At 56.8% G+C, this 24591-nt stretch carries 23 protein-coding genes; 11 read left to right on the forward strand and 12 right to left on the reverse strand.

The window, feature by feature from the left end:
- Positions 1-6: 6 nt before the first annotated feature.
- The 6 genes from Q8O73_RS06275 to Q8O73_RS06300 all read right to left on the reverse strand — a co-directional run bounded on the left by Q8O73_RS06275 (position 7) and on the right by Q8O73_RS06300 (position 6422).
- Positions 7-936 carry a 3-keto-5-aminohexanoate cleavage protein gene (locus Q8O73_RS06275; protein ID WP_305556522.1) on the reverse strand — a complete coding sequence of 310 codons (930 nt, stop codon included), beginning with the start codon at positions 934-936 and terminating at the stop codon, positions 7-9.
- Positions 933-2294 carry an aspartate aminotransferase family protein gene (locus Q8O73_RS06280; RefSeq protein ID WP_305556524.1) on the reverse strand — a complete coding sequence of 454 codons (1362 nt, stop codon included), beginning with the start codon at positions 2292-2294 and terminating at the stop codon, positions 933-935. Before Q8O73_RS06280 ends, Q8O73_RS06275 begins: the two co-directional genes overlap by 4 nt.
- 23 nt (positions 2295-2317) lie before the next feature.
- On the reverse strand, positions 2318-3424 hold the full coding sequence (locus tag Q8O73_RS06285; RefSeq protein ID WP_305556526.1) for an ABC transporter ATP-binding protein: 1107 nt from the start codon (positions 3422-3424) through the stop codon (positions 2318-2320).
- 98 nt (positions 3425-3522) lie between these two features.
- A complete protein-coding gene (locus tag Q8O73_RS06290) occupies positions 3523-4677 on the reverse strand; it encodes a PotD/PotF family extracellular solute-binding protein (RefSeq protein ID WP_305556528.1) in 1155 nt (384 codons plus the stop codon).
- Between the two features lie 57 nt (positions 4678-4734).
- The gene (locus tag Q8O73_RS06295) at positions 4735-5535 is read right to left on the reverse strand and encodes an ABC transporter permease (RefSeq protein ID WP_305556530.1); all 801 of its coding nucleotides are present in this window, start codon (positions 5533-5535) and stop codon (positions 4735-4737) included.
- Between the two features lie 14 nt (positions 5536-5549).
- The gene (locus Q8O73_RS06300; protein WP_305556533.1) at positions 5550-6422 is read right to left on the reverse strand and encodes an ABC transporter permease; all 873 of its coding nucleotides are present in this window, start codon (positions 6420-6422) and stop codon (positions 5550-5552) included.
- Between the two features lie 171 nt (positions 6423-6593).
- Here Q8O73_RS06300 and Q8O73_RS06305 point away from each other — a divergent pair, with 171 nt between their 5' ends.
- Complete coding sequence (locus Q8O73_RS06305; protein ID WP_305556536.1) at positions 6594-7538, forward strand: LysR family transcriptional regulator; 945 nt, start codon at positions 6594-6596, stop codon at positions 7536-7538.
- Positions 7539-7615: 77 nt separating this feature from the next.
- The gene (moaD, locus tag Q8O73_RS06310) at positions 7616-7867 is read left to right on the forward strand and encodes a molybdopterin converting factor subunit 1 (protein WP_305556539.1); all 252 of its coding nucleotides are present in this window, start codon (positions 7616-7618) and stop codon (positions 7865-7867) included.
- Here moaD and Q8O73_RS06315 read toward each other — a convergent pair whose 3' ends face one another.
- Positions 7868-8620, reverse strand: a complete 753-nt coding sequence (locus tag Q8O73_RS06315; RefSeq protein WP_305556541.1) for a hypothetical protein — start codon at positions 8618-8620, stop codon at positions 7868-7870. It lies immediately after the preceding gene.
- 155 nt (positions 8621-8775) lie between these two features.
- Between Q8O73_RS06315 and Q8O73_RS06320 the strand changes: the two genes are divergently transcribed.
- Entirely contained in the window at positions 8776-10353 is a 1578-nt protein-coding gene (locus tag Q8O73_RS06320) for an L-serine ammonia-lyase, iron-sulfur-dependent, subunit alpha (RefSeq protein WP_305556543.1), read from the forward strand.
- A gap of 26 nt (positions 10354-10379) precedes the next feature.
- Entirely contained in the window at positions 10380-11699 is a 1320-nt protein-coding gene (locus tag Q8O73_RS06325) for an FAD-binding oxidoreductase (protein WP_305556544.1), read from the forward strand.
- On the opposite strand, the gene Q8O73_RS06330 is transcribed toward Q8O73_RS06325, so the two are convergent.
- The 3 genes from Q8O73_RS06330 to Q8O73_RS06340 form a co-directional block, all read right to left on the reverse strand.
- A complete protein-coding gene (locus Q8O73_RS06330) occupies positions 11696-12181 on the reverse strand; it encodes a group III truncated hemoglobin (RefSeq protein ID WP_305556546.1) in 486 nt (161 codons plus the stop codon). The genes Q8O73_RS06325 and Q8O73_RS06330 overlap by 4 nt on opposite strands.
- A gap of 90 nt (positions 12182-12271) precedes the next feature.
- Positions 12272-13621, reverse strand: coding sequence for an FAD-binding oxidoreductase (locus Q8O73_RS06335; RefSeq protein ID WP_305556548.1), 1350 nt, complete (start codon positions 13619-13621; stop codon positions 12272-12274).
- A 78-nt stretch (positions 13622-13699) separates the two neighbouring features.
- Positions 13700-15070: an aspartate aminotransferase family protein gene (locus tag Q8O73_RS06340; RefSeq protein WP_305556550.1), complete on the reverse strand. Its 1371-nt coding sequence runs from the start codon at positions 15068-15070 to the stop codon at positions 13700-13702.
- 304 nt (positions 15071-15374) lie between these two features.
- Between Q8O73_RS06340 and Q8O73_RS06345 the strand changes: the two genes are divergently transcribed.
- The 7 genes from Q8O73_RS06345 (at position 15375) to pgi (ending at position 23391) form a co-directional block, all read left to right on the forward strand.
- Positions 15375-16757, forward strand: a complete 1383-nt coding sequence (locus Q8O73_RS06345; RefSeq protein ID WP_305556553.1) for a glutamine synthetase family protein — start codon at positions 15375-15377, stop codon at positions 16755-16757.
- Positions 16757-17344 (forward strand): cupin domain-containing protein, encoded by a 588-nt coding sequence (locus Q8O73_RS06350; protein ID WP_305556555.1) that lies wholly within the window; start codon positions 16757-16759, stop codon positions 17342-17344. Before Q8O73_RS06345 ends, Q8O73_RS06350 begins: the two co-directional genes overlap by 1 nt.
- Positions 17345-17408: 64 nt before the next feature.
- Positions 17409-18914 carry an aldehyde dehydrogenase gene (locus tag Q8O73_RS06355; protein WP_305556557.1) on the forward strand — a complete coding sequence of 502 codons (1506 nt, stop codon included), beginning with the start codon at positions 17409-17411 and terminating at the stop codon, positions 18912-18914.
- 19 nt (positions 18915-18933) lie between these two features.
- A complete protein-coding gene (speB, locus tag Q8O73_RS06360) occupies positions 18934-19899 on the forward strand; it encodes an agmatinase (protein WP_305556559.1) in 966 nt (321 codons plus the stop codon).
- Between the two features lie 6 nt (positions 19900-19905).
- Positions 19906-20550 (forward strand): tyrosine phosphatase family protein, encoded by a 645-nt coding sequence (locus Q8O73_RS06365; RefSeq protein ID WP_305556561.1) that lies wholly within the window; start codon positions 19906-19908, stop codon positions 20548-20550.
- A 158-nt stretch (positions 20551-20708) separates the two neighbouring features.
- On the forward strand, positions 20709-21668 hold the full coding sequence (locus Q8O73_RS06370) for a PfkB family carbohydrate kinase (RefSeq protein ID WP_305556564.1): 960 nt from the start codon (positions 20709-20711) through the stop codon (positions 21666-21668).
- A gap of 76 nt (positions 21669-21744) precedes the next feature.
- The gene (gene pgi / locus Q8O73_RS06375) at positions 21745-23391 is read left to right on the forward strand and encodes a glucose-6-phosphate isomerase (protein WP_305556567.1); all 1647 of its coding nucleotides are present in this window, start codon (positions 21745-21747) and stop codon (positions 23389-23391) included.
- Here pgi and Q8O73_RS06380 read toward each other — a convergent pair.
- Both Q8O73_RS06380 and Q8O73_RS06385 read right to left on the reverse strand, forming a co-directional pair.
- Positions 23373-23573, reverse strand: a complete 201-nt coding sequence (locus tag Q8O73_RS06380) for a DUF2256 domain-containing protein (RefSeq protein ID WP_371135047.1) — start codon at positions 23571-23573, stop codon at positions 23373-23375. The two genes, pgi and Q8O73_RS06380, sit on opposite strands and share 19 nt — an antisense overlap.
- Positions 23566-24543, reverse strand: coding sequence for an NAD(P)/FAD-dependent oxidoreductase (locus Q8O73_RS06385; RefSeq protein WP_305556569.1), 978 nt, complete (start codon positions 24541-24543; stop codon positions 23566-23568). Before Q8O73_RS06385 ends, Q8O73_RS06380 begins: the two co-directional genes overlap by 8 nt.
- Between the last annotated feature and the right edge of the window lie 48 nt (positions 24544-24591).

Genomic DNA, 24591 nt, shown 5'->3' on the forward strand with positions numbered 1-24591 from the left:
CTGCATCTAAAAGGCGACGTTATCGCCACCCTTGAGGCCAAGGGCGGTGCGTGCATCGTCGGGGCTGGCGATTTCAAGCGATAATCCGTCCAGAACATCGCGAATTTTGCGGACCTGTTCGGCGTTTGATGTCGCCAGTTGGCCTTTGCGCAGATACAGATTGTCTTCCAGTCCGACCCGGACATGGCCGCCCATGCTGGCCGACATGGTTGCCAGCGGCATTTGATGGCGACCGGCCCCCAGGACTGAAAACTGATACTGATCGCCAAACAGCCGGTCGGCAGTGGCCTTGAGATGCGTCAGGTTTTCCGGATCGGCGCCGATGCCGCCCAGAATGCCGAGCACGAATTGCAGGAAGATCGGCCCCCTGACCAGCCCGCGATCGACAAAATGCGCCAGCGTATAAAGATGACCAACGTCATAACATTCAAATTCAAACCGGGTACCATTGGCGACCCCCAGATCGGCCAGAATGGTTTCGATATCGGCAAAGGTGTTTTTGAATACAAAGTCGCGGCTGTCTTCCAGAAATTTTGGTTCCCAGTCCTGTTGCCAGTCAGTCGGACGGGCAAGGGCGGGAAACAGGCCAAAATTCATCGTGCCCATATTCAGCGACGCCATTTCCGGGGCGGCGGTTTTGGCCGCCAGAATGCGGTCTCCAACCGACATGGTCATGCCACCCCCGGTCGAAATATTGATCACCGCATTGGTTGCCGCCCGGATTTTGGGCAGGAACTGCATAAACAGTTCGGGCGAGGGGGACGGAAACCCGGTTTGCGGATCGCGGGCATGCAGATGCAGGATCGCCGCCCCGGCATTGGCCGCGTCAATCGCCTGTTGGGCGATGTCATCGGGGGTGATCGGCAAATAGGGGCTCATGGATGGGGTATGCACCGATCCGGTGATGGCACAGGTAATGATTACTTTCCGGGTCATGCAAAGGCTCCGGCCTGGGTGAGTTCGCGCGCAAGTTCAACCAGCGCATCTTCAAGCGGCCCCAGAATGTCGGCAAACTGGTCGCGTGTGATGGTCATGGGCGGGCAGATCATAACGTGATCGCCACGATAACCGCCGCGGGTGCGCCGCCAGTAAATGATCAGGCCCTTGTCATAGGCGATATCGACCAGCCGGGATGCCGCCATATGGCGCGGATCAAAGGGGGCCATTGTCTGACGGTCGGCCACCAGTTCAACCGCCAGCAACAGGCCAAGGCCGCGCACATCGCCGATCATCGGATGGCGGGTTGCCATTTCGCACAGGGCGGATTTTAGGGCAGCGCCCCCTTGCGCGGCATTGTCCAGAAGATTGTCGTCTTCGATCACCGATAAAACGCCGTTCCCGGCCGCACAGGCAATCGGATTGCCGGCATAGGTATAGCCGTGAATAAAGCCGCCATGATCAAGTACCGGATTAACGATGCGGTCCGGCGCAATCATCGCGCCCAGCGGGGCATAACCGGCGGCCAGGCCCTTGGACACCGCCAGAATATCGGGCACAATGCCCCAATGTTCGGCGGCAAAATAGGTGCCGGTGCGCCCGGCGCCGGTCATTACCTCGTCATAGATCAGCAAGATGCCATACTGATCGCAAATTTCGCGAATTCGGGCATAATAGCTGTCAGGGGCGACCAGCGCGCCGGTGGATGCCCCGCCGACCGGCTCCATAATGAATCCCAGAACCGTTTCGGGTCCTTGCCGGATGATTTCGGCTTCCAGCATATTGGCGTATTTGATGCCGCGTTCATGATCGCTTAAATCATCGCGATCCAGATAGCAGGTCGGGGCGGGGATTTTGGGTTGATCGACCATCATCGGTGCAAAGGGTGCGTGCATCGGCGTATAGCCGGTCAGGGCCAGTGCGCCAAGCGTTGAGCCGTGATAGCTGGGAAAGCGGGAAATGATTTTGAACCGCTGGGCCTGCCCGATTGCCAGGGCATATTGCCGGGCCAGCTTGATGCAGCTTTCAACCGCCTCGGACCCGCCGGAGACAAAAAACACCCGGTCCAGATCGCCCGGTGCCCGTTCGGCCAGCCGCCATGCCAGCGTTTCGGCGGCGTCATTTTCAAAATGCAGGCGATAGGCGAAGGTTGCCTTGTCCATCTGGTCGCGCATGGCGGCCAGAACGCGCGGGTCGCTATGGCCGATATTGCTGACCATTGCCCCGCTTGAGGCATCCAGATAGCGTTTGCCATTCACATCCCACATGAACACGCCCCGCGCATGATCAATCAACGGGCGGCGTGAATGGCTTTGATAAAACAGACGGGATTCCCGGTTATGGCCCGCAAGCGACATTTTCGTTTGATCTCCCATACCGGTCAGTCAGCGTGACCGGGCAATATGACACAGTTGCGTGCCGCGATATTCATGAACACATCGGCGCCCTCGGCGTGGGGATGGGCGTTGATCGGATTGATCACCTGCCAGTCCCGCCCATTGACGGTGACAAAATAGCGGGCCGTCTGCCCCAGATAATCAACGGTTTTGATCCGGCCCGGAAGGGCGACCATGCCGTCCTGCGGAATATTTTCCGTTGAAAGATCAATTTTTTCAGCGCGAATGACGGCGCGAACGGATTTTGACCCCTCGACCCGTGCGACACGTCCGGCCTGTTGGCGGGTGGTCAGAAGCGTTTCACCACTACTGAGATGGACCGGCATATATTCCTGATCCGGGCCGTCCAGTTCGCCCGCGATGATATTGGAATGGCCCAGAAAATCGGCGACAAAGGCCGAAACCGGGTTGTTATAGACATCCTCGGGCGCACCTTCCTGTTCGATCATGCCGTTATTCATCACCACCAACTTGTCCGACATCGCAAGGGCTTCGGATTGGTCATGGGTGACAAAAACCGTGGCAATGCCCAGTTCGCGTTGAATGCGTTTCAATTCAACCCGCATTTCTTCGCGCAGATTGGCATCAAGGGCCGACAGCGGTTCATCAAGCAGCAAAACATCGGGTTCAATGACAATGGCACGCGCCAGTGCAATGCGTTGCTGTTGCCCGCCAGAAAGCTGATTGGGGTAACGGTCGCCGACATTGGGCAATTGCACCAGATCAAGGGCGCGTTTGACTTTTTCCCCGATCATGGATCGCGGGATTTTGCGATATTTCAGGCCAAAGGCGATATTGTCGAAAATGGTTTTATGGGGAAACAGGGCATAACTTTGAAATACCAGCCCCAGATTGCGCTTGTGGATCGGCAGTGCGTTGACCCGTTTGTCCCGGATCAGCAAATCACCGTCGGTAATGTCGGTCAGACCGGCGATCATGCGCAAGGTAGTGGTTTTGCCACAACCCGACGGCCCAAGAAAAGTGACAAAACTGTTGTCTGGCACGGTCAGATTCATGCGCTGCACGGCGGTAAATTCACCAAACCGTTTGACGACATTGCGCAGTTCGACCGCGTTTCGGGTTTCTGCCATCACATAATAACCTTGTCAGAAGCCGGAAGAACGACCCGGCCAGCATATTAAAACAGACTGGCCGGGTCCCTGGATCAGGTGATCAGCGGATCAGCGGATCAGTAACCGCGCTGTACCCGCGAAAAGGTCTTGGACCATTCAGCTTCGTTGCTGTTCCAGTATTCCGGATTAAAGAAGCTGAGACCGTCAAGGGTGCCTGCCGGATCAAAGGCGGGCAGGGATTTGACCAGATCGGTCAGTTCCACCTTGTTGGGGTCAAGGGCGGGCGGATAAAACTGGCCTTCGGCCACCGCGATGGCGACTTCGGGTTCCAGCATGAAGTTCAGAAGTTCCTCGCATTCGGCCATCGGGCTGCCGCGCAGAACAAAGATACATTCCTGCCAGCCAAGGCCGCCTTTGGGATCGAAATAACCGATATCATGGCCCTGATCCTGCAAGGCACGGATACGGCCGGACCAGCCTTCGGTGACATAGATTTCTTCTTCGGCCAGAAGGCTCATCAGTTCCGCACCCGATGTCCAGTATTTCAGTGCCAGATCGCGGTGGATGCGGATTTGATCCCAGACCGCATCGATATCCTGAATATTGTTGGGGTCCTGATCCGATTGCAGGGCACCGTACCAGATGCGGGTTTTCCATTCGGCCCAGCCGCCGATTTTGCCCTTATAGGCGTCATCGACCATCAGTTTTGCACCCTTGGCCTTTGCTTCGTCATCGCTGATATATTTGCGGTTATAGGCGATGCTGGTGGTGCCATAATTATACGGCACCGCCGAAAGGGTGCCGCCGGTGATATTGCGCAGCGGGGTGATCAGGCCGGGAATCACATTGGCCAGATTGGGAATGTTGGCTTCGTTCAGTTCGGATGTCAGTTCCAGCCCATGATAACGGGCATAGTCAAACACGCCGGACAGATGGGCAAGGTTGAATTCGCCGGTCTGGCTGGCTTTTACACGGGCGATATATTCATCAGCCCCGCCAAAGGTGCCGGAAACCACCTTGATGCCGGTTTTGGCGGTATAGGGGGCGAAGGCGAATTTTTCAAAGGCTTCGGACACCACACCGCCCCAGCCGTCAAAACGGATTTGTTCGGGGGTGGCGGCACGGGCAGCACGGGTCAGCATGCCCATCGGGCCCCCGACCAGACCGGCGGTGACACCGGCCGCACCCAGGGCGGTTAAAAAGCTGCGGCGATTGATATCGCCGTCTTTCAGGCGGGAAAGCAGGCGTTCGTATCTTTTGGTCTTATCCATTTCAGGCCTCCTGATAAAGGTGTTTGGTTGGTTTTGGCGGTTTTCCGCTTCGTTTGTTCAGGTCTTGGCAGATTTCATTTTTGCCGCCGACATGCGCCGGGCGATTGCGGTGCCCAAAAGCGGCAGGGCGACGGTGAAAATTACCATTACCGCCCCCAGTGCATTGATTTCCGGGCTGATGGAATTGCGCAGCATGGCGAAAATCTGGGTCGGGACGGTTTCGATGCCGCCCGGCTTCCAGAACAGGGTGCCGGTGATATCGTCAAAGGAGATGGTGAAGGAAAACAGCATTCCGGCCATCACCGCAGGCAGCATCAAGGGCAGGGTGATTTCAAAAAAGGTTTGTATGGGCGTTGCGCCAAGGCTCATGGCGGCTTCTTCGACATCGCGGCGGATGGATACCAGCCGTGCCTGTACCACCAGAACGACAAAGGGCAGGGTGAAAACCACATGCCCCATCAACAACAGAAAAAAGCTTTTGGGCAGCGACAGAAATTGCAGGAATAAAAGAAGTGCCACGGCCAGAACGACCTCGGGAATCAGGATCGGGGCAACCAAAAGGCTTGATACTGTGCGTTTCCCGGGGAAATCGTACCTGACCATGGCAAGTGCTGCGAGGGTACCCAGCGTCGTCGAGATCGCACTCGTTAAAACGCCAAGCAGCAGGGATGTTTTGAACGCCCGGACAATGGCGTCATTGTGATAAAGGGCTTCAAACCAGCGCAGGGAAAATCCCTGTATCGGGAAACTGCCAAACTGGTTGGCATTAAAGGCCAGCAGGATCACCACCGCGACCGGGGCGAACAAAAACAGGTAAACCAGAATGGTGGCAATGCGGATCCAGGACCAGCCTGTCATGATGATCATCCCCCTTACCGGAAACTCTTGGCGATTTGATCAACACCCAGATAACGGCTGTAAACCGCAACCAGAACACCCAGCAAGGCCAGTAGCACGAGCGACAGCGCCGAACCCAAAGGCCAGTTCAACTGTGTGACGATGGCCTCGAACACCAGATTGGCAAACATTGCATCACGCGGCCCGCCCAGAACCAGCGGCGTGATATAGGTGCCCGATGCCAGCACGAAACACAAAAGCGACCCCGCCGCCAGACCGGGAAATGACAGGGGCAGGGTGACTTCGCGAAAAGCCTGCCAGCCATTGCATCCCAGGCTTTGTGCGGCTTCGGTCAGGTTCTTTTCGATACCGTCCAGACTGACATAGATATTGAGGATCATGAAAGGCAGCAGATAATGCACCAGCCCCAGAATCACGGTGGTCTGGTTGTAGAGCATGCTGATCGGGCTATCGATGGCACCGGTCCAGATCAGGAAGGTGTTGATCGCACCCGATGATCCCAGAATGTTGATCCATGACATGGTGCGGATGATGTAGCTGATCCAGAATGGCAGCATCAGCATCAACAACAACAGGGTTTTGCTGCGCATGCGGGTGTTGGCGACAAAATAGGCGGGGATATACCCGACCAGCGCACAGATCACGGTGGTGTAAAAGGCAATCTGGAACGTTTGAAACAGGATGTCGCGGTAATAACGGTCTGTGAGGACTTCCTGCCAGTTATCGAGATAAAAACCGACCTGATCGGCCCCGGTTGCGGTGCGCAGCCAGAAGGAATACACCACGATGAACATCATCGGGATGATCAGCAAGAAACTGATGGTCGCCAGCGATGGTGACAACAGAATCCAGGGTTGCCTGCGCCCCCTCGCACTCTCTGCGGCCATGTATGCCTCCCGTTCTGTCTGCGACCCGGTTGCGGGTCTGGCGGTTCTGCCGTTTTTTGGCTGTTTTTTGATCGTCGGGAATTTTTGCCCAAATTCATTTCACCTGATGCTTGGACATAGCGCAAATAGATAAGTAATATACGACCCATAGATAAAAACTATGAGGGCGTCATGGCCGAGATTTTCCGCCGCCGGTTTGACTGGAATCTGCTGCATACTTTCAGCGTCATTGTCGAGGAACGGTCGATCACCGGGGCGGCCAACCGGCTTTTATTGCGCCAGCCCAGCGTCAGTAATGCGTTAAAGCGTCTGGAGGATCAGATCGGGGCGCGGCTGATTGACCGCGATCGTGGCCGGTTTGAAGTGACTGAACAGGGATTGGCGCTGTATCAGGAATGTCAGGAAATTTGCGGGGCGATTGGCCGTCTGTCCGATGTCATGCAGGATAGTGGCGCGCAATTATCCGGGCATTTGCATTTGTGGCTGGCAAGTCATGTGGTGTTTCCGCCGTTGGATGAGGCCCTGTTTGATTTTAACCGCGCCCATCCGCAGGTCAGCTATGAAATCAATGTCGCGACATCTGTGCATGTCGTCAGTCAGGTGTTGTCGCAGCAGGCCAGTTTCGGCATTTGTCTGGTCCATGAACAACATCCACGCCTGCATTACCGGCGGCTTTATCGCGAACATTTCGGATTTTTTTGCGGGCCGACCCATCATTTGTTCGGGCGCACCGACCTGACCCTTGCCGATCTGCGCAATGAACCGTTTGTTTCGTTTTCGACCGACCAGTTATCGGGCGCATTGGCCCCGGTGGCGGTATTGCGCGCCCGTGAAGGCATGAAGGGCAAGGTGATTGCCACAAGCCCGCATCTGGAAGAAGTGCGGCGTTTGATCAATGCCGGGCTGGGGATCGGGCCGTTGCCGATCCATGTGGTGCAAAATGCGCTGGAACGCGGCATGTTATGGCGTTTGCCGCCCTATGATGCGCCGCCCGCGATTGATATTTATCTGGTGACCAATCCGCGCATGTCGTTGAGCCGGGCGGAACGGTTTTTTGTCGCCAATCTGATTTCACGGCTGGACGCGGCACCGGGCGGCTTTTTTGTTTATCCCTGACAGTTGGCCTTGTCAGGGCCGCCCGACTGCGCCAACAATGCGCCGTATTCAAAGGTCATCACAAGACAGGACGCACGATGAAACTGGTCTATTTCGCCTGGGTCAAGGACCGGATCGGCCTTGCCGAAGAAACTCTTGATCTGCCCGATGAGGTAACGACAGTGGCCGCCCTGATGGCATGGTTGCCACAGCGCGGGGCCAATTATGCCGCGGCCCTCAAGGACCCTGATCTGATCCGGGTTGCGGTCGATCAGGAATATGCACAAGGCGACCGCAGCCTTGCCGGGGCGCAGGAAATTGCCCTGTTTCCGCCGGTTACGGGTGGCTGATCAGGGATTGCTGCCGGGTTCGGGCGGCAGGCCGTTCTGATCCACTTTGGCAGCGAGGACAACTGGTTCGGCAGGTGCCGCCGGTACAACCGGGGCGGGCCAGCCCACGGCATGGGGCAAATACATCAAATGCCCGTCCTGCAATTCCGACACGCAGATTTCGGTCAATAACGGGTGCGCCCCCCAGACATGGCCGCATCTTGTATTGACCGGGTTCACCCCGGCATCGCGCTGGGTATATTGCCAGGCCGGGTTGTCGGGGGCTGCGATATTGTTCTTCAGGCCCAGCGCCCAGTGTTCCCATGTGTACCAATGATCGGACGCCATGACGATTTTGTAATTTGTCGGGGCCTCGGGGATCGTCAGGCCATTGACGATGATACAGAGTTTGGCAAAGGCGGTGCGGCAGGCATCCTGCGCATCATCATCAAGTTCAATCAGGGCGGGGTTGAAATTTTCGCTCAGGATACGGGCCTGATTGTTGGCATTGACATTGGCACCAAAGGCGACATTGACCCAATCGACAAAATCCGGTTTCAGGCCAGTGACATAGCCCCCGGTATTGGTGTTGATGGCATTGCCGAAAATGGTTGCCGGTTCGGCATTGCCATGCAGGCTTGGCCCGCCACACAACGCCCAGCCCCAACAGGCGGCATCGGGATAGGGATCGTTGAAACGGGGATCAAGTTCGGTGCCTGCGTCCAGATCCGGCGAAGCCAGACCCTGCAACTGAGCATTTGTCAAAAGCGCCATGTGATTGCTCCGCCAGAGGTGAGGATATTCGACGACGCAGTACACACGAATTTGTGACGCGGCAAAACGGGGTGCTGGATCATTGCATTTGCCGGGCGAAAGGGGGATGATTGCGGATAACAAGATGCGAAAATCGCCGCCCGCCAGAGAGAGCCATGCAAGAAATCAGCCTGCTTAATTCCGTCATCGGTCCGGTGATGCGCGGTCCGTCCAGTTCCCATTGTGCCGCGCCCTATATGATGGCAAGGCTGGTGCGTGAATTATCAACCACGAATGGCGAAGTTTTGACCCGTGCCATTGTGCGGTTTGACTCGCGAGGGTCGTTTGCACCGGTCTATCAGGCGCAAAGTTCGGATGAAAATTTTGCCGCAGGTCTGGCCGGGGTGGGCCTGACAGATACCGGTTTTCGTCAGGTTTTGCCGCGTGTCTTGCGCGGCGAAGGATTTGAGTTTGCCGTTGAAATCACCGAACTTGCCAATAACAACCATCCCAACCGGGTTGATTTGCACCTGACCGTGCAGGCCCCCGATGGCAGCACGCGCACCGATCTTTATCAGGGGGCGTCGATTGGCGGCGGGATGTTTTATATTGACCGCATGAATGATGTGCCGGTTTTTCTGACCGGTAAAACCGCGGTGGTGTTTGTTTGGGGCAATGCGCCCGATGATGTCGCCACGATGTTGTGCGGCAAGGATAATGTCGTTTTGGGACAGGAAACCGGGCCGGACGGGCGGATTGACATATCCCTGCAAGCCTTGCCTTCGCAGGCCGCATTCAAAACGCTGCGCCAGATGCCGGGCATTCATGATGTGCGGATGGCCGATGCGTCGCAATATCCGGTGTGTTCAACCGATGATCTGTTTTCAACCACCGATGCGGTGATCAATGTGGCCGAGGCGCAGGGTGGGTCGCTGGCGCAAGCCGGGCTGGTTCTGGAGGCGCAGCGTCTGGGTCGCAGCCTTGATGACACCCGCGCCCTGTTTCGACAGCGTGGTGAATTGATGTTGCAGGTGGTGGCCGAAGGATTTGACGCCAAACCCGAAGATAACGTCATGCGGTTTTTGACCTTGCGGGCGCGCAAGGTGCGGGATGCCAATTTGCCCGCCGGTCTGGGCGGGGCGGTGTTGCAGGATGCGATTGCCGGGGCCTTGTCAGCGATGGAACGCGATTCCAACCGTGGGCTGGTCTGTGCTGCGCCAACAGCGGGTAGCGCCGGGGTGGTGCCGGGTACGCTGTATGGCCTGATCCGGCATGGCATCGACCCGGATGGCATGACGGATGCCTTGCAGGTGATGGCGCTGGTGGGGGCGGTATTTGCGGCGCGCGGCACCTTTGCGGCGGAATGCGGGGGATGTTCGGTTGAAACCGGGGCATCGGCGGCGATGGCCGCCGCCGGGGTGGTGCAGGCCTATGGCGGTACGGCGCAACAATGTTTTGATGCAGCGGCGATGTGTTTGATGAATACGCTGGGGCTTGTGTGTGATCCGGTGGGCGGGGATGTTGAAATTCCGTGTCATGCGCGTAATGTGGCCGGTGTTTCACATGCCTTTTCATCGGCGATGGCCGTGATGGCCGGGTTTGATGCGGTTCTGGGATTTGACGAGCTGGTCGATCAGACCGTAAAAATTGGCGCGATGATGCATCCGGATTTGCGCTGTACGGCGCGGGGCGGCTGTGCCGCGACCAAAACCGCCCTGAAACTGGTTGAACAGACATCCGGTATTGCCGGATAGAAAATTCACAAATAACGAGGCCTTGCGTGTTTCATCCTGCTTTTCTGACAGCCAACGACATCCCCGGAAGCTATCCCCCTTCTTATTACGCGGCCACGGCCAATCCGATGGCACCCTTTGCGGCACCCGAAGGGGATTTGACCTGTGATGTGGTGGTGATTGGCGGGGGGTATACCGGCCTGTCATCGGCCCTGCATCTGGCGGAACGCGGATATGATGTGGTGTTGCTGGAGGCACACCGGGTTGGCTGGGGCGCATCGGGGCGCAATGGTGGGCAGGTTGGATCGGGGCAACGCCGCGAACAGGATGATCTGGAAAAAATGGTTGGTCGTGACGATGCCCGCAGTTTGTGGGATATCGCCGAACAATCCAAGGATCTGGTGCGCAGCCTGATTGACCACCATGATATTGCCTGTGACTGGAAACCGGGCATTCTCCATGCCGATCATCGCGCCCGCATGGTGGCAGGCAGCCATGCCTATTGCGACAAATTGCGCACCGATTATGGCTATGACCAGATTCGGGCGATTGATCGCGATGAAATCTGCCAGATGCTGGGCACCGGATTTTATCATGGCGGGTCGCTGGATATGGGGGCGGGGCATTTGCATCCGCTGAATTTTGCCCTGGGTCTTGCGCAGGCGGCGCAAAAGGCCGGGGTGCGGATTTATGAAAATGCGATGGTTACCGGATATGACAATGGACCGACGGTGACGGTGACGGTGCGCCTTGCGGGCGGGCAGGTGGTGCGGGCCGGGTTTATGATTCTGGGGTGCAACGGGTATCTTGACGGGCTGGAAGACCGGGTGGCGCGTAGCGTCATGCCGATCAATAATTTCATCATCGCGACGGAACCGCTGGGCGATGATCTGGCCGGTGAGTTGATCCGCGATGATGTGGCGGTCGCCGATTCAAAGTTCGTGATTAACTATTACCGGTTAAGTGCCGATAAACGCATGCTTTTTGGCGGCGGGGAAACCTATAGTTATCATTTCCCCAAGGATATCGGATCGTTTGTTCGGCCCTGCATGCTGGAAGTGTATCCGCAATTGCGCGATGTGAAGATTGATTATGGCTGGGGCGGGACATTGGCGATTACGATGAACCGCATGCCGTATTTCCGGCGGATCAAGGGCAATGTCCTGACGGCCAGCGGTTATTCCGGGCATGGGGTGGCGATGGCGACACTGGCCGGGCAGATCATGGCCGATGCGGTGGCCGGTACGATGGAACGGTTCGATGTGATGGCGCGGGTGCCGGTTCCACCATTTCCGGGAGGTAAAAGCCTGCGTTATCCGTTGCTGGTGCTGGCGATGATGTGGTTTTCGCTGCGCGACAGACTTTAGGGCGTCCAGGATTTTACCGGGTTGGGATCATAACGTTCGCCCTTGCCCAGAATAACCCCGTTATGGGCGGCGATGCCCAGTTCGAAACTTTGGGCTATTCGCAGGGCGCGTTCCATGAAATGGCGGGCGGCGGCAGGCGGGCATAAATCCTTCAGGGTTTCGGCAAACAGTTCCAGCCAGCGATCAAAATGATGGCGATCAATGGCAAGGGGCATGTGTTTTTGCATCGGGCGGCCATCATAGGCCCCCTTGGCCAGGGCAACCGACCCCCAGAAGGCACACATGCGATCCAGATGGAAATCCCAATCGTTGATTTTTTCGGCAAAGATCGGCCCCAAAACCGCATCGGCCCGCACCCGGTCGTAAAATCCATGCACAACATCATGGATCATGACATCGGTAATGCCGGTTTCATCGCTGATTTTGCGGGTGGCGATTTCGCGGCGGTCGCGTATTTCCTGTAAGGACGGGCGGTCGGACATGATGGCTTTCGGGGCTCCGGCGGATCAGTATTTATCGGCGTTATAGGCGGTGGCGTCTTGCTGCGACATGACATAGGTCAGTTTGCCGCCCTATGCCAGCCGGTCGCGCAACTGATAAGACAAATAGGCGGCGGTGCGGGCCTGACGGCGCAGACCGGGCAGGGGGAATTTGCCCGGTGGTGTTGCCAGAACAGGGCCGATATCGCCCGGTGAAACGGCACCGGTCATTTGCCCGGCCAAAAGATCGCCGCACAGGCTGCCCATCGCGACCCCGTTGCCATGATAGCCCAGCGCCACCCAGACGTCGCGATGCCCCGGCACCGGCCCGACATAGGGCCGGAAAGAATACATCAGACAGGCCAGACCGTTCCAGTGATGGGTGATGTCAACATCGCGCCATGCCGGAAACAGGGCGCGGAAGCCTGCAAATAATTGCCGTTTTGCCTTCTCGAACGCCGCCGGGGTGGCGGCGAGCCCGCCGCGCCCGCCAAACATCAACCGGCCATCCGGCAATTTGCGGAAATAATGCAGCAGGATGCGGGTGTCATAGGCCATCAGGTCGCTGGTCCAGCCCTGTTGCGCCTGTTCGGCATTACTCAGGGGGCGGGTGGTGAAAATGCCCGAAAAGACCGGCAATAACCGCCCGCCAATCCAGTCGGGCAGGTTTTCGGCACTGTAGCCATTGGTGGCGATGACCACGCGATCAGCGGTAATCCTGCAATTACCTGCCGTCAGGGTATATCGCCCGGCCTGATCGTCAAGGCGGGTGATTTGCGCCTGTGCGAAAATCCGAACACCTTGCGCCTGACAGGCGCGATGCAGCCCGGCCAGATATTTCAGCGGATGCAGGCCAAACCCGGCCTTGACGTGCAGGCCGCCAAAGGTGCCGGTGGCATTCAGGCCACGCGCGACAAGGTCATTATGATCCAGTAATTCGGATTCGATTCCGGCGAATTCCCTGAGGTGCCGGGCTTCATCCTGTAATTTCTGCACGCGGTTTTGTTTGTGGGCCAGAACGATTTCACCATCGGAATGGCGGTCTGCATCAAGGTTCCAGTCGGCCAGATGTCCTGCGACCAGATCAATCGAGGATCGTTGCTGTCTGGCGAAATGGCGGGCGGCATCGGTGCCAAATTGCCGGGCCAGATCGTCATAGGATGCAATCGCCCCGCCGATGCAGCAAAAACCGCCATTGCGCCCCGATGCACCCCAGCCGGTCCTGCCCATGTCAAAGACGCAGACATCAACCCCGGTTTTGGCCAGACGCAGGGCCGCCGACAGGCCGGTATAACCGCCGCCAATCACCGCGACCGTGGTTTTAAGGCCACCTTCGGCGGGTAATGTTTCGCAATCGGGCAGGGGATGCGCGGTTTCGGCCCAATAGCTGTCAGGCAGACGGGCGGCATCATAGGCGGCGGGTTCATAGAAACGTTTCAGCATGAAAAGACCTGAAGATGAAAACACCCGGCAGACGATATCGCGTGCCGGGTGTTTTGATAAGGCTTTGATTGAGGGCGGTTACATCTTGCCGATTTTGCGTGCGGTGGCGTCAAAGGCGGCGGTGGCCTTTTCAACGATTTCGTCAATTTCGCTGTGCGAAATCACCAAAGGCGGCGACATCACCATGCGGTCGCCACAGGCGCGCATGATCACGCCATGTTCAACACAGAAATCGCGACAGATGGTGCCAACCGTGCCGGGCTTTTCGAACCCCTTGCGGGTTTTCTTGTCCGATACCAGTGGCATCCCGGCAATCAGCCCGACGCTTTCAACCGCGCCGACCAGCGGGTGATCGGCAAGGCTGGCGAGTTTTTTGCGCAGATAGGGGCCGATATCATCACGGACCCGTTCCACCAGTTTTTCATCACGAATGATGCGGATATTTTCCAGCGCCACAGCCGCACAGACCGGATGACCGGAATAGGTAAAGCCGTGGGTGAATTCACCGCATTGATTGATCAGCACATCGGCCACCCGGTCGCCGACCATGACGGCGGAAATCGGCAAATAACCCGATGACATGCCCTTGGCCATCGGCATCAGGTCGGGTTTGATGTCAAATGTGTCGCTGCCAAACCAGTTGCCGGTGCGGCCAAACCCGCAAATGACTTCATCCACCACCAGCAAAATATCGTATTTATCGCAGATACGCTGAATTTCCGGCCAGTAGGTTGCAGGTGGAATGATGACGCCCCCCGCGCCCTGAATCGGTTCACCGATAAAGGCACCGACCTTGTCCGCACCCAGTTCCAGAATTTTGTCTTCCAACGCACGCGCCGCAATCAGGCCGAATTCATCGGGGGTATGATCGCCACCTTCGCCAAACCAGTATGGTTGCATGATATGGGCGACATTGGGCAACATCGGCCCGCCTTGCGAATGCATCCCGGCCATTCCGCCCAGCGACGCCCCGGCAATGGTCGATCCGTGATAGGCGTTATGGCGGCTGATGATATGGCTGCGATCCGGTTGGCCTTTGAGTTTCCAGTATTGCCGCACCATGCGCACAACGGTGTCGTTCGCCTCGGACCCGGAATTGGCATAAAAAACATGATTGAGGCCATCGGGCGTGATATCGGCCAGGACCTGCGACAATTCAATCGCCGGGGCGTTCGCACACTGGAAAAAATTGTTGTAATAGGGCAGTTCCATCATCTGGCGCGATGCGACATCAGCCAGTTCCTTGCGGCCATAACCGACATTGACACACCACAGGCCGGCCATGCCGTCGATATAACGTTTGCCGTGCGAATCCTCGATATAGACACCTTGCGCCTTGGTAATGATCCGTGTACCGCGTGCATTGAGGTCGGCGGTATCGGTAAAGGGGTGCATGTGGTGTTGCTGGTCGATATTCTGCCAATGGGTGGTTTTGTCGATCTGGTTCATGACGTCTCCCGGCAGCGACAATGCGCCTTGCTCTGTGTGGAATGTTGAACGGCTTGTTCAAGTGTTCGTTTTTTCGCACACCTTTGCAAGAGGAAATTTTTGTCGCCTTGTCCGAGGTATCGTGGCGCAAAAAAGCCAACAGATGTTCTGATGAGGCAGAAACAATGCCGTATTGTGCGGCGCAATGTTTGTTCAGGGATAAAATGGCAGATGCACGATATAATGAACAAGGGCTTGACCAAATCCCGGCGGCGCGGCACCATGAGGCATTCATAACAAAGACGCTATCTGGGGGTATAAACCGATGAACAAGACGTTCGTCGAAGACAGTCGGGCCGAAGCCCAAAGGTTCTTTGATGCCAATCCGGATATCGAACTGGTCGAAATTTTGCTGCCCGATATCAACGGGGTGTTTCGCGGCAAGCGCGTCAGCAAGAACAAATTTCTGAAAAGTTATGCCGAGGGCGTCAATATGCCCGGTTCGATGTGTCTGGTCGATATTACCGGCAACAATCCCGAAGGTACGGGGATGTTATGGTCCAGCGGCGATCAGGATAATATCGCCCATCCGATTCCCGGCACATTGCATCGCGTGCCGTATGGCAAGCAGGCATTGGCACAGGTGATGATGTCGTTGCATGACCTTGACGGGGAACGGTTTTTTGCCGATCCGCGTAATGTCTTGCAAGGGGTCGTTGACCGGATGGCGGCGGATGGCCTGTTTCCGACCGTGGCACTGGAACTGGAATTTTATCTGGCCGACCAGAATACCGAAACCGGGATTCCGTTGCCGCCCGCACCATTGGGCGGTGGTTATGCGTCTGACGGGGTACAGGTTTATGGTTTGCAGGAAATCGAAAATTTCGACCGGGTGCTGCATGATGCGGTCAGTGAGCTGAACCGGCAGGGGATTCCGGCCGATACCATCGTGGCCGAAGCCGGCCCCGGACAGTTCGAAATCAATCTGGGCCATGTCAATGACCCGATGCAGGCCGCCGATCATGCCATGCAGTTAAAGCGCGTGGTCAAGGGGATTGCGTGGGATCACAAGGTCACGGCGACCTTTATGGCCAAGCCTTATTCCGATCAGGCCGGCAACGGTTTGCATGTTCATGTCAGCTTGCGCGATGCGGCAGGCAAGAATGTATTGTCGCCAGTTGGTGATGAAGACGTTTCCGATATGCTGCGATATTCGATTGGCGGGTTGCAGGCATCGATGTTTGAAAGCATGGCGATTTTTGCGCCCAATCCCAATTCGTTCCGGCGTTTCCAGAACAATGCCTATGCGCCGATGTCGCCCAATTGGGGCCTGAATAACCGTACCGTGGCCTTGCGGGTTCCGGCGGGTGGCCCTGAAAGTGCGCGGATCGAACATCGGGTGTCGGGGGCGGATTCCAACCCTTATCTGGTGCTGGCCTGTGTTTTGGCCGGGATGCATTACGGAATCAAACACAAACTTGATCCCGGTGCGCCGGTTGAAGGCAACGGTTATGAGCAGACCGGCGGCAAGATCGTGCCGCGCAGCATGATTTCGGCGCTGGATTGTTTTGTGGATGGCAAGATCGTCAAGGATTATCTGGGCGAACGGTTTGTCGAGGTTTATGACGTTTGCCGCCGTGCCGAATATGACCAGTTCTTTGCCGAAGTCACCACGCTTGAATATCGCTGGTATCTGGATGCGGTTTAATGGCCACGGTCATTGAGGACGGAAAACCGCACCGTGTGGCTTCCAACAAGATTGGGGACCGCCTGAAATCGGTGCGCAATATGTATGGATTATCGCAACGCGAACTGGCGCGTCGGGCCGGGGTGACCAACAGCACGATTTCAACCATCGAACAGAACCGGGTCAGCCCGTCGGTAGACTCGCTGACCAAGGTTCTGGACGGCATTCCGATGAGCCTGATCGATTTTTTCACCATTGATCTGGATAATGGCGAGGAAATCTTTTTCCGGCGGGATGATCTGGTGGAGCTGTCGGACGGCACGATGTCGATGCGTCTGGTCGGGGCAACCCGCAAGGATCGCAAATTGCGGGTGTTGCATGAAATCTATCCGCCCAAAGGCGGCACCGGGGATCGCCTGATTATTCAAAAGGGCGAAGAAGCCGGGGTTGTGGTGCGGGGCAGGCTGGAAGTCACCGTGGGCGACCGGGTGCAGGTATTGGAACCGGGCGATGCCTATTATTTCAATGCCGAAATCCCGCACCGGTTCCGCAATCCCGACGATGCCGAATGCGAAGTCGTCAGTGCGGCAACGCCGCCGTCATATTGAAATCATATTTTGACCGACAAGTATGTGGCACACTCGGTCACGTCCTGTATCAGGAGATTATCCAATGACCAAAGTCATGAGCTTTGACGCCCTGAAATCACAAGCGGCCAGCCTTGATATCCGTCGTCAGGCCTTTATCAACGGGGTTTATGTGGATGCGGCGTCGGGTCGCACCTTTGATTGCGTCAGTCCGCGCGATGGCAAGGTTCTGGCGAAAATCGCCGAATGCGATGTCGAAGACGTCAACCGTGCCGTGGCAGCCGCCCGTGCGGTGTTTGAAAAAGGCAGCTGGTCGGAGGCCGCGCCGGGCAAACGCAAGGCGATTTTGATGAAATTCGCCGATCTGATGGCACAACATGCGTCTGAACTGGCCCTGCTGGAAAGCCTTGATATGGGCAAGCCGATTTCGATGTCATCGGGCGATGATATTCCATTGTCGATCAGTTGCATGCGCTGGTACGCCGAGGCGATCGACAAGGTGTATGACGAAATTTCGCCGCGTGACCCACGCGCGATTGGCATGATCACCCGCGAACCTTTGGGCGTGATCGCCGCCGTGGTGCCGTGGAATTTTCCCTTGATGATGGCGATGTGGAAACTGGGCCCGGCATTGGCGATGGGCAATTCAGTGGTTTTGAAACCCGCCGAACAATCGCCGCTGACGGCGTTGCGGATTGCCGAACTGGCGACAGAGGCCGGGTTGCCCGACGGGGTTTTGAATGTGGTGCCCGGTTTTGGCCCGACGGCGGGCAAGGCACTGGGCCTGCATGACGATGTTGATTGCGTGACCTTTACCGGGTCGGGCGAAGTCGGAAAACTGTTTTTGCAATATGCAGGACAGTCGAACATGAAACGGGTCTGGCTGGAATGCGGCGGCAAAAGCCCCAATATCGTTCTGGCCGATTGCCCGGATATGGATGCGGCAGCGGCCGCCGCAGCGGGCGGGATTTTCTATAATCAGGGTGAAGTTTGTACCGCCGGATCGCGCCTGATTGTTGAAAACAGCATCAAGGATGAATTCATCGAAAAAGTGATTGCCCAGGGCAAGAAAATGGTGCCGGGCGATCCGCTGGACCCGGCCAGCCAGATGGGGGCGATTGTTGATGAAAACCAGATGAACCGCGTTTTGGGCTTTATCGAAAAAGGCCATGCCGAAGGCGCGCAATTGCGCACCGGTGGTAACCGTGTGCGCACCGAAACCGGCGGCTATTTCATCGAACCCACGGTATTTGACGGGGTGGGCAACGATATGACGATTGCCCGCGAGGAAATTTTTGGCCCGGTATTGTCGGTGATATCAGTTCACGATTGGCAGGAAGCGGTGAAAACCGCCAATGATACGCCGTATGGCCTTGCTGCTGCCGTCTGGACGCGGGATATCAACAAGGCGCATCTGGCCGCGAAAAAATTGCGGGCCGGTCTGGTCTGGATCAATTGCTGGGACGGCGGGTCGATCACCATGCCGTTTGGCGGTTACAAACAATCGGGCACAGGCCGCGACCGTTCGTTGCATGCCCTTGATAAATATTGTGAAATCAAATCGACATGGATCGCCCTTGGCGATGCCTGAGCGTGAGGAAACTGGAAAGATGAGCAGTACCGGAGTGATTGATACCAAGGGCGGCGACAACGCCTTTACCGCCAAATCGGTGCATCAGAACACCAGCGAGCCGATGTATTCCGGCGCACTGTCTTTCATGCGCCGGATCTATAGCCGCGATCTGAGCGGCATTGATGTTGCTGTGACTGGCGTTCCCTATGATCTGGCGACCAGCAGCCGACCGGGAACGCGGCTTGGCCCGCAGGGGGTGCGCCGGGCATCGGCCCATCTGGCATGGGCCCCGCATTTTCCGTCGGGTCGCGATATTTTTGCGCAACTGGCCGTGATTGACTATGGCGATATGGTGATTGATCCGGGCCATCCGCAAATGATCCCCGATGCCATCGAAGACCATGCGCGAACCATCGTGCAATCGGGTGCCAAAATGTTGACGATTGGCGGCGATCATTTCGTCAGCTATCCGATCCTCAAGGCCCATGCCGAAAAATACGGCAAGGGGATTTCCCTGATCCAGTTTGATGCCCATTCCGATACGTGGGAAGATGACGGTGACCGGATCGATCATGGCACGATGTTCTGGCATGCTGCGAAAAACGGCATTGTCGATCCGGCCAAATCCATACAGGTCGGCATCCGTACCCATAATGAATCGACGCAGGGGTTTAACATCCTGTACGGCCCGGATGTGCAGGCGATGTCGATCGAGGCGATTGTCGCCAAAATCAAGGCGGTGGTCGGGGATAACCCGGCCTATATCACCTTTGACATTGATGGCCTTGATCCCTGTTACGCGCCAGGCACAGGAACCCCGGTTCTGGGCGGGTTGACCACCCATCAGGCGGTATCGATCCTGCGCGGGCTGGAGGGGATCAACCTGATCGGCAGCGATGTGGTGGAAGTATCCCCGCCCTTTGATGTGGCGGATATTACCGCCCTTGCCGGGGCGACGATTGCGTGGGAAATGTTGAATTTACACGCAGCCAACAAGAAATAGTCCGTTATGGGCGATCAGGCCGGTACAGATGTACCGGCCTTTGTTTTGGGTCTGATACAGGAAAGCATGATGCAGTCGGTTTCGATTTCGGTTTTGACGATTTGTGGCATTGAAGAACTTCCGGGGCATGCAGCGCGGTCTGTGACGCATGTTTTATCGGTGATTGACCCGGAAACCCCCGATCCCGAGGCCTTTGGCACCTATGCGCCGCATGACCGCACCCTGTTGCGGTTTCACGATATTATCGAGGAAAAACCCGGCATGATCATGCCGCAATCCGGCCATGTCGAGGAAATCCTTGGTTTTGGCGAGAAACTGGCCGGGTCCTGTGACAGCCGGACCGACGGGCATTTGCTGGTGCATTGTCATATGGGCGTATCGCGGTCAACGGCGGCGATGATGACCCTGATGGCACAGGCGCAACCCGATGCCAGCGAGGATGAACTCTTTCACCGTCTGGCCATGATCCGGCCCCAGGCGTGGCCCAATTCTGTGATGATCGGCTATGCCGATGCGTATCTGGGTCGCAAGGGGCGTTTGAGTGCGGCCCTGACCCGCCATTATGGTCGCCAGTTGCAAAAGGACCCGTCAATCGGCGAATGGATGACCGAACTGGGCCGGGCGCGTGAAGTTGAAATGGCGCTTTATTGAGGGGGAAATGCAGCGCTTTTTGCTGTTTTGATCCTGTCGGGCCGTTCGGGAAATTTCCGGGCGGCTTTTTCTTTGCGACCGTAATTGAATCGATTTAAAAGATGCTGTCCCACGTCACAAAACACCAGGCCATAAAGGCCATCAAACCGGAGATAAACATGACAGTGAAAGCAGTTTGCCTTGGGGAATTGCTGATTGATTTTGTCCCGACCGTGACGGGGACGGGACTTGCCGATGCACCGGCCTTTGCCAAGGCGGCAGGCGGTGCGCCGGGCAATGTGGCAGTGGGGTTGCAGCGCCAGGGGATTGCCACCGGCTTTATCGGCAAGCTGGGCGATGATGCCTTCGGGCATTTTCTGGTGGATACGTTAAAATCCGATCATGTCGATACATCGGGAATTGTCCTGACGAAAGAAGCCCTGACCGGGCTGGCCTTTGTGTCGTTGCGGGCCGATGGCGAACGCGAATTTTCGTTTTACCGTTCGCCTTCGGCCGATATGTTGCTGTCGCCTGCCGATCTGGATGTGGCGATGCTGCAAGGATGCGATCTGTTTCATTACGGTACGCTGTGCATGATTGATGACGACCCACGAGCGGCGACATTAAAGGCCATTGAAATTGCGCGGGCAGGCGGGGCGATTATTTCCTGCGATCCCAATTTGCGCCTGCCATTGTGGCCCCATGAGGATGCCGCGCGCGAGATGTTGCTGCTGGCGATTTCAAAGGCCGATATTGTTAAAATTTCCGATGACGAAGTGGCCTTTCTGACCGGTGAAAAAGATATTGATGCCGGGGTCAAAAAGCTGTGGTGTGCGGGCTGGAAACTTCTGATCGTGACCTCCGGCCCTGAAGGTAGCCGGTTTTTCACCCCTGATTTTACCGGGCATGCCGATGCTTTCAGGGTGACGGCGGTTGATGCCACCGGGGCCGGGGATGGATTTACCGCCGGTTTCCTGTCACGATTGCTGAAAGATCCGGAATTGCTGTCATCACAGGATAAAATTGCCGCCGCCTGCCGGTTTGCCAATGCGATGGGGGCGCTGACCGCGACCAAACGCGGGGCGATTGCCGCCCTGCCGACCGAGGCGGAAGTTACATCTTTTATGGCGCAAGCCTGATTGCCAGACCATCTATAGACGTCCCACGCATATCATCATGGCCTGCGGGCCGACCTGTTTGAAAACCGAGGATGCCATGTCCACCGAAAATCTGACGGATCGCTGGGAAAATCTGGAGAAACTGGGCGCGGATATTGCGCAAAATTTCCATCTGCGACGGGCCTTTGCCAGTGATGCCGGGCGGTTTGGCCGTTATCATTTGCAGTTTGACGATCTGTTTGTCGATTATTCCAAGAATCTTGTTACCGATGCGGTGATGGGTGAATTGATCGACCTTGCCAAGGCCGCCAATGTGACTGAATGGCGGGACCGGATGTTTGCCGGGGACCGGATCAATATCACCGAAAACCGGGCGGTTTTGCATACTGCCCTGCGCAATCTGGATGGTGGCCCGGTGATGGTGGACGGGCAGGATATCATGCCCGGTATCAAGGATGTGCTGGCGCGAATGAAGGCCTTTGCCGCCCGCGTGCAGGGGGGCGACTGGAAAGGTCATACCGGCAAAACCATCTGCGATGTCGTCAATATCGGCATTGGCGGATCCGATCTGGGGCCGGTGATGATCAACGAGGCGCTGCGCCCGTTTCATCTTGACGGCATTCGGGCCCATTTCGTGTCCAATGTCGATGGTGCGCATCTGGTCGATACGCTGAAAGACCTTGATCCGGAACGCACCCTGTTTGTGATTGCGTCGAAAACCTTTACCACCGATGAAACCCTGACCAATGCCCTGTCGGCCCGTGCGTGGCTGATTGAAAAGCTGGGCGATGACGGGGCGGTGGCAAAGCATTTTGTCGCGGTATCGACCGCCCTTGATAAGGTCGCAGATTTCGGCATTGATACCGACAATGCCTTTGGTTTCTGGGACTGGGTTGGCGGGCGATACAGCCTGTGGTCGGCAATTGGATTGCCGGTTATTCTGGCGGTGGGCTATGACAAATTCGAGGAATTGTTGCGCGGTGCGGCATCAATGGATCATCATTTTCGCACCGCCCGTCTGGCCGAAAACATTCCGGTTATCCTTGCCCTGATCGGGGTGTGGTATCGCAATATTCTGGGCGCGGCCAGCCATGCCATCCTGCCTTATGATCAGCATCTGTCGCGGCTTCCGGCCTATTTGCAGCAGGCCGATATGGAAAGCAATGGCAAGTCGGTGCAGCGCGATGGCAAAAAAGTTACCCGTGCCAGCGGCCCGGTGATCTGGGGGGAACCGGGCACCAATGGTCAACATGCCTTTTATCAATTGATCCATCAGGGCACGGAATTGATCCCGGTTGATTTTCTGGTGGCGGCCAAGGCGCTGCATCCGTTGCAAAACCATCATGACAAGTTGGTGGCAAATTGCCTTGCCCAGGCCGAAGCCCTGATGCGCGGCAAAACTGCGCAGGAGGTGCAGGTTGAACTGGCTGCACAGGGCATGTCGGACGGTGAAATCGCGGCATTGGCCCCGCACAAGGTTTTTGCCGGGAATAAACCCAGCACCATGATCCTGTATAAACAGCTTGATCCCTTTACGCTGGGGCGGCTGGTGGCGATGTATGAACATAAAATCTTTGTTCAGGGGATTATCTGGAACGTCAATTCCTATGACCAGTGGGGGGTGGAACTGGGCAAGCAATTGGCGAAAGAATTGCTGCCGATGGTCCGGGGCGAGGAGACTGCGCAAAACCGCGACAGTTCAACCGCCGGTCTGATCGACCAGCTTTACAGTCTGCGATCCTGAACGGAGAGTGTTGCGGATTGCCGGGTACGACGGCATTTTTCCGAACAATACCGCACCTGATCCCAACACACCGCCCATTTGCGTCGCCATGCAAATGGGCGGTGGCATATTACGCAGATTTTGGCAGGAAGGTCGGCCTTTTTACGCATTTTCCCGCCGGTGGTTTGGGCGGCCTTACCCATAAAATGTTTCGATCAGGGCATTGGCGGCACAACGGCCACTGTCATAGGCGGCCTCGACCCGTGCGCCAAGGCACCAGTCCCCCGCGGCAATGATCCTGCCATTGAGCCCGGCCAGATGGCTGCGGCCCAGTGGGGATTGCGTGCGGGCAAAACGCCAGAGATGGGCATCAACCGAGATGACGGCAGGCAACAGAGCGGGATTAACATCTTCAAACCGGGCCAGCAGGCGGGAGATCACCCTATCCCTGTCATCTTCCAGATGGTCTTGCGACCATTGCGGGCTGGCATGGATCACCCATAAATCCGGACGTCCGGGCATGCTGGCTTCGCTGCGTGCGGCCCAACTGATGGCCGGGTCGGGATGCAGCATGGCATCGCAGCGCATATCCAGTGATTTGGCAAAGGCCACCATTACCGCCCAGCACGGGGCCATTGTCACATCGCCAAGGCAGTCAAACCGACCGCTCAACGGCATCAGAAGATTTGCGGTTTGCGGGGCGGGGGCGGTGACGATCACACTGTCAAATTCCCCAAATTGTTCGTCTGCCGCACCATGCAGGATGAATTTGCGGCCCAGTGGTTCAATCGCGGTAATGGTGCTCTGTCTGATCAGCGGATAAGAGGCGAGCAGGGGATTGACCAGCCGGTTCATCTGTGGCGCACCGCGATACCAGTCCTGTCGCGGATCGGCATTGCCACCCGGTTGGGGGTGGATATGCGGATGCCAGCCCGATGCGGCATTGAGATTGGCAGCACGGATCAGATAGGCGGTAAAATCGGGACGTTTGGCGGTGACATATTGCGCACCATGATTAAACATACCCAATTCCGTGCGCCGGGTCGCCAGACGCCCGCCAAGGCTGTGTCTTTTTTCAAAAACGGTAACGGAAAACCCGGCGCGATTCAGGCTGGATGCCGCCTTGAGCCCGGTCATCCCAGCCCCGATGATGGCAATTTTTTGCTGTGACATGAAAAATGCTGGCCCTGTTGATTGTGCTGTTTTCTCAATACGCATCGG

It is taken from the genome of Thalassospira sp. (assembly GCF_030690045.1).
Classification (GTDB): domain Bacteria; phylum Pseudomonadota; class Alphaproteobacteria; order Rhodospirillales; family Thalassospiraceae; genus Thalassospira.